Raw genomic sequence first — 12,214 nt, forward strand, 5'->3', positions numbered from 1 at the left:
AGCTGTGTCGTTTATTCAGGTGTGGTTGTCGATCGTCGCGTGGGGCCACACCTCGGGGATTCACGTCTCGGGGTACCGATGTGGTGCATGAGCCCTTCGAGGATCTGATCATCGATCCAGCCGAACGGAGCCGCACGGCGCTCGCCGCGGCCGCGGCCCGATTCGAGCAGGCGTGGGCCGCGTCCGGGTGTCCTCCCGACTTGTCGGCGTACCTGCCCGACGCCGATGCCGAGCGGCGTGCGGTGCTGGTGGAACTGATCAAGGTCGACCTCGAGAACCGCTGGGTTCGCCACCACTTTCCCAAGCGACTCGCCGAATATTGCGAGCAGTACGCCGAACTGCGCAGCGGCCCACCGCCTGCGGACCTGGTCTACGAGGAATACCACGCCCTCCGCCGTGGCTCCGGCTCGCAGCCGGTCGCGGGGGAGGAGCCGACGCAAGCCGGGGCTGCCGAGCCCGAAGCCACCGAGATCGGCCGGCCTCCTGTCGAGCTGGACACGACCGAATATCGCAGCACGATGGTTGCTCGTCCGAGCGCGCAGGTCGCGCTCGGGGCGATCAATCCCGGTGACCGGGTCGGGGACTTCGATTTGCTGACGATGATCGGGGAGGGCACGTTCGCGCGCGTATATCTGGCGCGGCAGCGCTCGATGCAGCGGCTGGTCGCGGTGAAGATCTCGCACAACCACGGCACCGAGCCGGAGACCCTTGCCCAGTTGGACCATGAGTACATCGTGCGGATCTTCGACCAGCGATTGATCGCCGACGGCGAGCTCAAGCTGCTCTACATGCAGTATCTGCCGGGCGGCACGCTGCTCGACGTGCTGAATCGACTGCGGTCGACCCCGGTTGATGCCCGTAGTGGGCGGGTGTTGCTCGACACCATCGACGGGGTACTCGAGGACAAGGGTGAGGTTCGTGCTGCTGATACGGCGGTGCGGGCCCGGATCGCGGCGATGACGTGGCCGGAAACGGTTGCCTGGCTGGGCCGCCGGCTCGCCGACGCGCTCGGGCACGCCGCCGGGCGCGGGGTGCTGCATCGCGACATCAAACCGGCGAACGTGCTGCTGAGCGCCGATGGCATACCCAAGCTCGCCGACTTCAATGTCAGCTTCAGTCAACACATCCGGGGAACCAGCCCGCTGGCGTACTTCGGTGGATCGCTGGCCTACATGTCACCCGAACAGCTCGAAGCGTGCCATCCGGAGCTTCCGGCGACCGCCGGTGACCTCGACACGCGCAGCGACATCTACGCGCTGGCGGTGATGTTGTGGGCGTTGCTCACCGGGCGGATCCCGTTCGCGGACGAGGAATGCGCGGGCATGTCGGAGACGTCGCTGGGTCGCATGCTCGAGCTGCGTCGCCGGCCCATCGATCCGCGGTTCCTGTCCGATGTTCCCGCCGATTGCCCTGCGGCGCTGCGGCAGGTGCTGCTGACCTGCCTGTCACCGGATCGCGAGCACCGGTACGGCAGTGGATCGGAATTGGCTCTGCAGTTCGATCTGTGCCTCGACGAGCGCGCCCGTGACCTCGTCTATCCACCGGAGAACAGTTGGCGGGCACGGCTTTCGCCCCATTACGTCCCGATCCTGTGGCTCATCGCGCTGGCCGCCGACGGCTTGGCGGCGGGCTACCTGTACGGGCAAACCGTGCAGTTCGGCAGCGGGCTCTTGTCCGGCGCCACCCGCTCGGAGCTCTTACGGTTGACGAACCTCTTCCACCTGATCGCCTGGCCGCTGGCCGTCGTGAGCTGGTTCTACATCTGTCGGCATCTGATCGCGGTGCCCCGCGGCCTGCGCAAGGGCAAACGCTACGACGAGGCGATGCTTGCCCGGACCCGGTCGTTCACCCTGTACTGGGCCGACCTCGATGCAGGTTTCGGCCTCGTGTTCTGGACGATCGGCGCGGGGGTGTTCGTGGCCCTGCTCGCCACGGTGGTCCGCCTTCCGCCGCGGCTGCTGGTGCATTCGGTGGAGTTCGTGCTGGTGTGTGCCGCGTTCGCGGTTTCCTACACGTTCTTCGTGCAGACGTTCTACATCGTCCGTTGCGTGTACCCGATCTATTTGCGCCATGGCCGCACGACGGCTCGCGATGCCGCCCACCTGCGCGCGCTGCGCCGCAGATGCACGGTCTACCTCGGCATTGCGGCATCGGTGCCCCTGGTCGCCGTGGTGACCGGATTGAGCTTCCTCGGGCAGGACGAGCGGGCGCGCATCATGGATACGGTGCTGTGGCTGTGCGTGATCACCGGGCTCGCGTTCGTGGCCACCTACTGGCTGTTCCGAAAGCTGGAGGCCGACCTGCGGGCCCTCGAGCGGGTCGTCGAGAAGCGATCGGGCATCGAGGACGCATGACAACTCCCGGCGCGGGCCGCTAGGAGGCCGCTGCGCCGGCCATGCCGCGCTCGATGGCCGCGACGATCTGCGGGCGGAGCGCGGCCGCGGGGATGATCGAATGCACCGAACCGACCTCGCGGGCGCGCGCGATGGTGTGGATCGCCTCGAACTCGGCGGCGACCTCGCCCAGTTTGTCCGACCGCACCGCGGCCTGCCGGGCGGCCAATTCGACTCGCAGCCGGGCCCTTTCGGCGCCGTCGGCGGCGATTCGCGCCTCGAGCTCGCGCACTTCCGGGTCCGCCGCGGTGCGGTTGTTCACCTCGCGGGAGAACACGACCGCCGCCGCGGGTGCGCCGCCGATCACGGAGGCGAACGAGCCCTCGACCGCGAGCACCTCCATATTGTCGTTGAGTGCGCCGGAGAAGACCACGAACGCTCCACCGTGGTAGCGCGAGATCACGCAGAACACGATCGGGCCGTCGAAATTCACTATCGCGCGGCCGATTTCGGCGCCGTATTCCAGTTGGATGTTGCGCAGTGATTCGGGCGAGCCGTCGAAACCGGAGAGATTCGCCAGAATCACCACGGGCCGGTTGCCGCTGGCGGCGTTGATCGCGCGGGCCGTCTTCTTCGACGACTGCGGGAAGAGCGTTCCCGAGGTCCAGGTGTCCGGGCCGTCGGCCGGGACCCAGCCCTTGCGCTGGATCGTGCGAGATTCGAAGCCCACCACGGTCACCGGATAGCCGGCCAGATGGGCGTCGAACACCACCGAGGTGTCGGCGCCGGCCATGTCCGCCCACCGCTCCAGCACCGTGTGGTCCTGGTCGACCACCGACCGCATCACCGTGCGGATATCGAACGGCTTCTTGCGCTCCGGGTTCCGCTCGGCGGAGAAGATGTCGCCGACGACGCTGAAGTCGCTGGAGCGATGCACGTGCGGGTAGCTGCGCACGTCGCGGTCGACCGGATCGGTGGTGACCGCCCGACGCGGGAAACGTTCGCCCGGAGCGACATACGCGTGCTCGTAGTGCGCGAACAGGATGTCGCAGGCGGCGGTCAGGTTCGGCGCCCAGTACTGCGCCTCGCCGTTCGGGCCCATCACCCGGTCGTAGCCGCCGATGCCGAAGTTGTCCTCGGCCGAGACACCACCGGAGTAGTCCAGCGACTGCTTGCCGGTGAGCACCATCGCGCTGTCCGGAGTCATCACCAGAATGCCCTTGGTGTGCGCCAGCATGGTCGCCTCGGCGTTCCAATACGGCTGGGCGCCAACATTGATGCCCGCGACGATGATGTTGATCTCGCCGCCGCCCTGGGTGAAGGTGATGATCCGGCGCAGCGCGCGCGACACCCAGTCCATGTTCTCGGTGCCGCTGTCCATCGAGATGGTGGCACCGGAGGACAGCGTGAACCATTCCACCGGCACGCCAAGGCTTTCCGCGACATCGATCGCCGCGACCACGCGTGCGCATTCGTTCCCGGCGACGGTTCCCAGCGCCTTGGTCGGGTCGCCGAACAGGGCGATACGGGTCATGCCCTCGGGATAGCGGTCGGTGATCGTGGTCACCTGCCCCACGATTACACCGGCCGTATTGTGGCCGTACGGGCGGTCCACCGGCACCAGCTTTCCGGACGAATCGAGGTCGAGCTCGGTGAAGCTGCCGCGACCGCGGGTCAGCAGCGGAATCAGTTCGTACGGATAGACGGTGCCGCGAGCCCTGGCCCGCTGCACCCGCTGGGCGTACTCGTCGAGGGGGCGCAGCGGATCGGTCGGCGGCTCGGTGATCGCGAAACTGATCTCGTCGCTGGAATGATACGAGAAGCGCAGCGCCACATCACGAATCGGTTCGTCGGGGCCCGTCGAGAGGCGGCCGATGACGGTGATCTCCTCCAGTCCGGCGCCCAGGGTCAGTGGCGCGATGGTGCGCGCGATCACCTCGATGCGGTCGGCCGGGATCTCCATCACCGGCCAGACGAACAGCGCAATCCGGTTGTGGTCCAACCGCTTCGGCTCACGCTGCGTCTGCGCCCGGCGGATGCCGTCGAGGCAGGCCGCGATCTTGCGCTCGATCGCCGGTACGGTCACGATCTCGCCGTTCTCGTCCCGCTGGGCGGAGAAGTCGCGAACCTCGGCGAGTGCGATGAACCGCTCGTCGGCCGGATTGTGCTTGGCGACAGAGTGATACAGATAGATGCCGGACGGCGCGGGCAGACGGGTGCCGTTGAAGTTCTTCAACCGCCACAGGTCCAAGCGCTGGCCGGTGAGCGGATGCATGTCGCGGATGATGAGGTCTTCGGAGAGTCCGGATTCCGTGCGGCGGAAGGTGACGTGCCGGACGTCGGCGGTGTCGCCGTCCAGGACGGCCACCGAGATACGCCGCCAGGTGCCCGATTGCGGATGCGCTTCCAGCTCGGTGCGCAGCGCCGCCGACAGCTCGTCCCCGTCAGCCGGTGCATCGGCCCACGAAATGTATACGTCGACAACGAGATTCGGCACATTCGGCCCCGCCACATCGGCCACGACGTCGAGCGTGGCCGCCAGGTCGGCATGTTCGGCCACCGTGGAGACCAGGTGCAGCCGCTCCCCGGCGAGCTCGAACGTGCCGGTCACCAGGTGCCGGCCCGAGCGGTCGAAGGCCATCACGTTGTCGAGGTCGTGGATCCGGTAGTACTGCCGGGTGATCACCTCGAGCAGCGGGTTCGGATCCGAGATGTATTGCCCCAGTAGGCCGGTCAGTGGTTCCGGGGCGTTGACCATGGCCGCGACGCGCCGCGCGTAGAAGGAGGCGCCGGGCCGCCGGGCCAGGTAGGCGAGGCTGCCGCGCACCTTGTCGTACACATCCTCGCGGGCCGCGCGGATCAGCGGCTCGTCGAATACCCGGAAGCGCAGGGTGCGTGCCACGTCGCCGATCAGCGGGTAACGCAACTGCGTGGCCAGGATGAGACGGTCGAGCACCTCCCTGAGCTCGGGCACCTCCGCGGTGCGCTCGTCGGCGTTGGCCAGCCAGCGCTCGAGTTCCCCGGCGATCACCGGTACCTGGTTGTCCATCCGTTGCAGGGCCAGGAACAGACGATAGACCGCCTCCTCCAGTTCGGGCGTGCGGTCGAGCGAGGTCACATCGTAGTGTCCCAACGCGCGAGAAAGCCTGGCGCGGAAGGACTCCGGCAATCCCTGCACATCCACGTCGAGTGACTGCAGGAACGAGTGGAAGTGCTCGCGCGGGCTGTGCACGGGATCGGCCACCTCGCTCTCGCCGATGGTCGGGCGGTTGCGGGACAGCTCGCAGACGTCGGCGAAGGTGGTCAGGATCGCCAGTTCGGCCTGGGTCAGCTCCGGGTCGTCCCCCGACAGCTCGTTGCGCAGCTCGTTGTACTCCCCGAGCAGCGTGCGGGCCCGGGCGGCGCTGACGTCGTAACCGGTGAGCAGGGTGCTCAGGGCGTCCAGCCGCGCGAAGGCCTCGGAGCGGGCGTCGCCGCGGATCTGCTCGAGCGGCGCGAACTCCACGCGGCGGCTCTCGGCGACGCTCCCGAGGGCGTCACCGGTATCGACGGCGTCCACCCGCAGCAGCGGCGCACCGGCATCCACCTGCGAGTTCACCACGGCGTTGAGTTCCCGGACCCGGCCCGGACCGGGGGCGCGGACCGCGGTCTCCATCTTCATCGATTCCAGCACCACCAGGGTGGCGCCGGCCTCGACCTCGTCACCGACGGCGACCGGAACCGCGACCACGACGGCGGGCGCGGGCGCGCGCACGATGCCGGCCTCGTCCTGACTGATCTGGTGGCCGACGCCATCCACCTCGACCAGGTAGCCGGTCGGCCCGGCCACCGAGACGACGTGATGGCGGCGGTGAGCGATCGCGTAACGGCTTTCGAAGGCGCTGAGCCGATCGACGACGACCTCCAGATCACCGGAATCGCCGCTCACCTGGTAGCGCCGCGGGCCCACCTGGCCGACCACCAGCGTGTAGGGCTGGTTGCGATAGGACAGTTCCACCGTCCGCCCGATGGCGTGCCTGGCCCGTGGGCGGCCGCCGCGTGCGGAGGAGAGGAAGGCGGCACGCTCGTGCGCTTCCTCGGTGTCGTAGGTGTCGATGGCGGCGGCCAGCAGCGCGACATCGGCGACCGCGGTCGGGCCGTCCGCGGTGCCGGCGCCGGTGCGATCCAGCCAGCCGGTGTCGGCCTCGCCGGAGATCAACTCGGGGCGGTTCAGCAGGTCCAGCAGGAAGGACTTGGTGGTGGTGCCACCCTCGACGACGACCGTGGTCTCGCGCAGCCCGGTGCGCAGCCGGGCGAGCGCCTCGTCGCGGTCGCGACCCCACGCGATCACCTTGGCCACCATCGAGTCGTAGTCCGGCGGGATCACATCGCCCTCGGCGATGCCGGTGTCCACCCGCAGGCCCGAGCCCAGCGGGAACCTGAGCAGTTGCAGCCGGCCGGGTGCCGGAGCGAAACCGTTGTCGGCGTCCTCGGCATTGAGCCGGGCCTCGATCGCGTGGCCGAATTCCGACGGGCAGTCGCCGTCGAGCGCGCCACCGGACGCCACGTGGATCTGTAACTTGACCAGGTCCAGGCCCGTGGTGGCCTCGGTGATCGGGTGCTCGACCTGGAGGCGGGTGTTCACCTCGAGGAAGGTGAACCGCCGCTCGTCGGGCTGGTAGAGGTATTCGACGGTGGCGGCGCCGCAGTAGCCGGCCGCCTTCACCAGGTCGGCGGACACCTTGCGCAGGTGATCGGCGTCGTCCTTGGTCACCACCGGAGACGAGGATTCCTCGATCACCTTCTGGTTCTTGCGCTGGATGGAACAGTCCCGCACGCCGGGCGCCCACACCGTGCCGTGGCTGTCCGCGATCACCTGGACCTCGATGTGGCGGGCGCCGGTGACCAGGCGTTCCAGGAACACGACGGGATCGCCGAAGGAGCGTTCGGCCTCGCGCTGGGTGCGCTCGAGCGCGAGATCCAGTTCGTCCTCGGCGTACACCTTGCGGATGCCGCGGCCGCCGCCGCCCGAGCGGGCCTTGACGATCAGCGGATAGCCGATGGCGCGTGCGTGCCGGCGGGCGTCGGCGCCGGTCTCGACCGGGCCACCGGACCAGGGCGCGACGGGGACCCCGACCTTCTCGGCCAGCAGTTTGGCCTCGATCTTGTCGCCGAGCAGGCGCATGGCGTGCGAGGAAGGACCGATGAAGGTGATGCCGAGCTTGCTGACGAGATCGGCGAACATCGGGTCCTCGGCCACGAAGCCCCAGCCCACCCAGACCGCGTCGGCCGCGGCCTCGATCAGCGCGCGCTCGAGTTCGGCATGGTCGAGGTAGGGGTTGGTGGTGCCGTTGCGCCGCAGGGTGACGGTCTCGTCGGCCTGGCGAACGAACAGCGCACGCCGCTCGGCATGGGTGTGCAGGGCGATGGTGCGGATCCCGTGGTCGTACTCGGCATTGAGCTCGCGGACAGCCCGGATCAGACGCACTGCTGGTTCGCCTCTATTGACTATGGCAATCCGCTGGATCATTTCTCCGTCCATTCTCGTGTCGGCGAATCGCGTCGTCGGCATTCATTGTTAACACCGCTTCGACGGTGTGGCGCGCAACGGCACCGAGAGAGTCATCAAAAAGTGTCCCACCCCCGGACGTCACCTCAGGTGTTGATTGTCTTCACCCTGGGGACGAGTCGGATGGCCTCGAGGGTGATGGATACCGACCGGTCTCAACTCGTAGGTTCGTTGTACCCCGAAAAGACAGATACGGGTTCCACGTTCCCCACCAAAGCTCAAGTAGGAGAAGGCCGATGGTATTTCAACCACATCGTTCGCTGATCGTCGCTCACGTGCGTCCGGATGCTATTTCCAACGTTGGCGAGATCTTCGCGGAATCTGATTCGTTGACGGATCTGCCGGGGATTGCGGGTGTGACCCGGCGTGAGCTGTGGGCTCTGGATGATCTGTATGTGCATTTGGTGGAGACCGAGGAGCCCGGTGGCGCCGCTATTGGCAGGGCTGCGCGGCATCCGGAGTTCGCCCGGGTGAGTGCCCGGTTGCGCGAGTTCGTTTCGCCCTATCTCCCGAACTGGCAATCGCCGGAGGATGCGCGGGCTCGCATGTTCTACAGCTGGACACCGGAATCCGGTCCGAGGCTGGAGATCCCGAACCGATCAGCTTCGGGTTTCACCACACGAGGGAAGGAAGAGAAGTAAATGTCGGATGTATTCACCATCGAGACGCTGCGCGCGATCCTGGACGAGCATGTCGGGGTCGACATCGGTCCGGACGAGTTGCAGAGGGCGGACGCGCTGACTCTGGAGGAGATCGGTGTGGATTCGTTGGCGGTCTTCGAGATTCAGAGTGTTGTGGAACGTGACTTCGATGTCAGGTTGCCTGCCCAGCTGCTCGGGATGACCGGTGGTGACGTGGTTCGGTTCGTCGAGTTCGCTTTTATCAAGGAGGTTGCGTGATGTTCGGTCATACAGAGAATTCGATCCTGATCGATGCGCCGCTCGAGGTGGTGTGGGATTCGACCAATGATGTTCGGTCCTGGCCGGATTTGTTCTCCGAGTATGCCGCGGTCGATGTTCTCGCCGAGGACGGTGACACGGTTCGTTTCCGGCTCACGATGCACCCCGACGAGGCGGGGCAGGTGTGGAGCTGGGTCAGCGAACGAACCGTTGATCCGGTCAACCGGACCGTGGACGCGCATCGGGTGGAGACCGGGCCGTTCGAGTACATGCGGATCCATTGGAGTTATGCCGAGTCCGGGTCGGGTACGCGGATGACCTGGGTTCAGGACTTCCATATGCGTCCGGGTGCGCCGATCGACGACGCCGGGATGACCGATCGCATCAACACCAACAGCGTGATTCAGATGCAGCTCATCAAGGAAAAGGTCGAAGGACATCTCGTCGGCGCGCCGCCGCGTGCCTGACCGCCACACCAAGAAGCCCCTGAAGCCACCACGTCGCATCACTCATCGAGAGGAATTTTGACTATGACGAAGTTACCGCCGGCTCGCATCGATATCGCCGACCTGCCCGCAGACCGTCGACGGGGCGGTGAAATCAAGACTGTGCTGAGTCCGAAAACCGTTGGCAGCACGTCCGGTTTCACCGGAGTTGCCACGCTGGAGCCGGGGGAGCGCATCGCCGAGCACTATCACCCGTATTCGGAGGAGTTTCTGTATTGCGTGCAGGGAGACCTGACTGTCGACCTCGACGATGAGCAGTGGTCGCTGGCAACGGGGCAGGGATTGTTCGTGCCGATCGGTATCCGGCATCGGGTGCGCAATACCGGGACCGAGACCGCCAGCATCGTCTTTCACCTCGGACCGCTCGCGCCGCGACCCGAACTCGGCCATGTGGACACGGAAGCGTCTACCGATGGCGCCGCGACCGCGCAGAGAGCGCGATGAACCGCCGCGCAGTGATCACGGGGATCGGTGTCGTCGCCCCGAGTGGAAACTCGGCGAGCGAACACTGGAAAACCGTTGTGGCAGGCGAGAATCGGATCGCGCCGATCACGCATTTCGATGCCTCCGCGTATTCGACCACGCTGGCCGGAGAGGTCCGTGACTTCGTGCCGGAGGAATACCTGGATCGCCGTCTGATCGTGCAGACCGACCGGTGGACGTGGATGTCGCTGGCGGCGACGGCACAGGCCTTGACCGATGCCGAACTCGATCCGTCCACCATCGATCCGTATCGGCAGTCGGTGGCCCTGGCGGCCTCGACCGGCGGAAATCAGTTCGGCCAGCGGGAGATGCAGCGGCTGTGGTCGGGATCGACGCACACCGTCGGCACCTATCAATCGATCGCCTGGTTCTATGCGGCAAGTGCTGGGCAAACCTCGATCCTGCATCAGATGAAGGGTCCGTCGAGCGTGCTCGTCGCCGAAGCGGCGGGCGGTCTGGACAGCCTCGGATATGCCGCGCGCGCGATCGGTCGCGGCGCCGCCGACGTCGTCCTGGCCGGCGGCACCGAGGCGCCACTGTGCCCCTACGCGATCACCGCCTCGCGTCGCAGCGGATGGATGAGCCGGCAGACGGACCCCGAACGCGCATATCTGCCCTTTGACGCCGATGCCGCCGGATATGTCCCCGCCGAGGGCGGCGCCATCTTCGTGGTGGAAGAAGAGCAGCACGCACTACGGCGCGGCGCACCGTACGTGTATGCGGAGCTCGCCGGGTATGCGGCCACCCAGGACGGTCGTACCTCACGCCCCTGGGGTGACACGACAGTCGAGCCGCCGTCGAGATACCTTGCCGCCGCACTGCGGCGAGCACTGGACCGGGCGCAGGCCGCGCCAGGGCAGACGGATGTCGTGTTCGCCGACGCGGTCGGCGTACCGGCTGCCGACCGGGCCGAAGCCGACGCGATCCGCACCGTCTTCCCGGACGGGGTACCCGTCACCGGTCAGAAAGGACTGCTGGGCAGAGCTTCCCAGGGCAGCTCCGCGCTCGACGTCGCAACCGCCGTGCTGGCTATGCGGGAACGCACTCTGCCCGCGTTCGGGGCATTGCCCAACCCGGCCCCGGGGTGCGAACTCGATTTCGTCGCTGCTCCGCAGCGAGCAGCCATCGACATCGCCGCCGTCGCCGCACGCGGATACGACGGCTTCAATAGTGCGCTGATTCTGCGCCGACCCGAAGGAGTCTCACTGTGAACGACACCGAGAGCACCAACGGCAGCCGCCTCGGGCGCGGTCGTGTCGTCTTCTTGATCACCGTGCCACTGGAACGGCAAAGCGAGTTCCTCGCTGCCTACGAGGACATCCGGCACGTCGTCGCCGAGGGCGTGCCCGGGCATATCGTCGACCAGGTCTGCCAATCCGCGACCGATCCCGAGCAATGGCTGATCACGAGCGAGTGGCAAGACCTCCAGGACTTCTACGACTGGGAAGCCACGCCGGAACACCGCACGCTCGTCGGTCCGATGCGTGAATGTTTCACCGCCGCAAGGTCATTGAAGTTCACCATCGTTGCGGTCACGACCGGCGCAGCTCGCGAGACGGCCTGGTAGATCGGGCCGAGCCACCCCAACACCACCGAAACATCAACCCGACACGGTCGGAGAAGTGATCATCATGCGCATTTCGAAAGTCGTATCGAACAAATCTGAAGAAGACATCTCGGCACCGACTGCCGCACGCATTCGCGCCGGCGCCGAGCACTATAATCGGTCGGAATTGGCCGTGTATGACCGGATGGTATTAGGGACAGTGAGTCGCTGGATCTGGCGATGTCCACGCACAAGAATGTTGGCGCACTATGACGCCAATATCGCCGGTCGCCATCTCGACATCGGCCCGGGAACGGGATGGTTTCTGGACAACTGTCAACTCCCGCCGAATCCGTCGATTACATTGCTGGATCTGAACGACGTGGTGCTCGACACCGCCGCGAGACGCATCGAGCGCTTTCACCCCACCATCTGCAAGAGCAACGTTTTCGAACCACTGGACCTCTATCCTGCCGCGCAGTTCGATTCTGTCGGGATGAACTTCCTCTTACACTGCTTGCCCGGTTCGGTCCGGCAAAAATCGGTGGTCTTCGACCACGTGATACCTCATCTCGCGCCCGGTGCCCGGGTATTCGGAAGTACTATTCTGGGCGAAAGCGCCGAGCATACCCCCTGGTCACGCGCACTGATGCGTTACCTGAATCGAGAAAAGGTGTTCGGCAATAGGGGGGACACCATCGAGTCCATCTCGCACGAGCTGAAGACGCGTTTCGCCGAGGTTCATATCCAGCAGTCAGGTGTCGTCTGTCTCTTCTCCGCACGCGATCCGCATTGAGCCTGACGACCGAATTCTCAGCCCGGCTTTGGCCGGAGAAAAGTGATGATTATGCGTAATGACAGTGATTCCTGGGACATCAAGACGAGTGTGGGTGCTACCG

General features: G+C 66.1%; 9 protein-coding genes. 8 read left to right on the plus strand and 1 reads right to left on the minus strand.

Annotated features, from left to right (window positions below):
* Positions 1-80 precede the first annotated feature (80 nt).
* Entirely contained in the window at positions 81-2,354 is a 2,274-nt protein-coding gene (locus ACFXKA_RS27440; RefSeq protein ID WP_379429475.1) for a serine/threonine-protein kinase, read from the plus strand.
* A 19-nt stretch (positions 2,355-2,373) separates the two neighbouring features.
* Here the strand turns inward: ACFXKA_RS27440 and ACFXKA_RS27445 are convergent, their stop codons facing one another.
* Positions 2,374-7,842 (minus strand): biotin carboxylase N-terminal domain-containing protein, encoded by a 5,469-nt coding sequence (locus ACFXKA_RS27445; RefSeq protein ID WP_379429476.1) that lies wholly within the window; start codon positions 7,840-7,842, stop codon positions 2,374-2,376.
* Positions 7,843-8,117: 275 nt separating this feature from the next.
* On the opposite strand from ACFXKA_RS27445, the gene ACFXKA_RS27450 reads away from it, so the two are divergent.
* From ACFXKA_RS27450 to ACFXKA_RS27480, 7 genes are all read left to right on the plus strand, one after another.
* Positions 8,118-8,522 (plus strand): TcmI family type II polyketide cyclase, encoded by a 405-nt coding sequence (locus ACFXKA_RS27450; protein WP_354844505.1) that lies wholly within the window; start codon positions 8,118-8,120, stop codon positions 8,520-8,522.
* Positions 8,523-8,780, plus strand: a complete 258-nt coding sequence (locus ACFXKA_RS27455) for an acyl carrier protein (RefSeq protein ID WP_379429477.1) — start codon at positions 8,523-8,525, stop codon at positions 8,778-8,780.
* A complete protein-coding gene (locus tag ACFXKA_RS27460; protein ID WP_379429478.1) occupies positions 8,780-9,247 on the plus strand; it encodes an SRPBCC family protein in 468 nt (155 codons plus the stop codon). Before ACFXKA_RS27455 ends, ACFXKA_RS27460 begins: the two co-directional genes overlap by 1 nt.
* 63 nt (positions 9,248-9,310) lie before the next feature.
* A complete protein-coding gene (locus ACFXKA_RS27465) occupies positions 9,311-9,730 on the plus strand; it encodes a cupin domain-containing protein (RefSeq protein ID WP_379429479.1) in 420 nt (139 codons plus the stop codon).
* On the plus strand, positions 9,727-10,980 hold the full coding sequence (locus ACFXKA_RS27470; RefSeq protein ID WP_379429480.1) for a beta-ketoacyl synthase N-terminal-like domain-containing protein: 1,254 nt from the start codon (positions 9,727-9,729) through the stop codon (positions 10,978-10,980). The genes ACFXKA_RS27465 and ACFXKA_RS27470 overlap by 4 nt, the downstream gene beginning before the upstream one ends.
* Entirely contained in the window at positions 10,977-11,336 is a 360-nt protein-coding gene (locus tag ACFXKA_RS27475; RefSeq protein ID WP_354844490.1) for an antibiotic biosynthesis monooxygenase family protein, read from the plus strand. Before ACFXKA_RS27470 ends, ACFXKA_RS27475 begins: the two co-directional genes overlap by 4 nt.
* Before the next feature lie 64 nt (positions 11,337-11,400).
* A complete protein-coding gene (locus ACFXKA_RS27480; protein ID WP_354844865.1) occupies positions 11,401-12,111 on the plus strand; it encodes a methyltransferase in 711 nt (236 codons plus the stop codon).
* Positions 12,112-12,214 lie beyond the last annotated feature (103 nt).

The organism is Nocardia sp. NPDC059228 (genome assembly GCF_042754245.1).
GTDB lineage: Bacteria > Actinomycetota > Actinomycetes > Mycobacteriales > Mycobacteriaceae > Nocardia.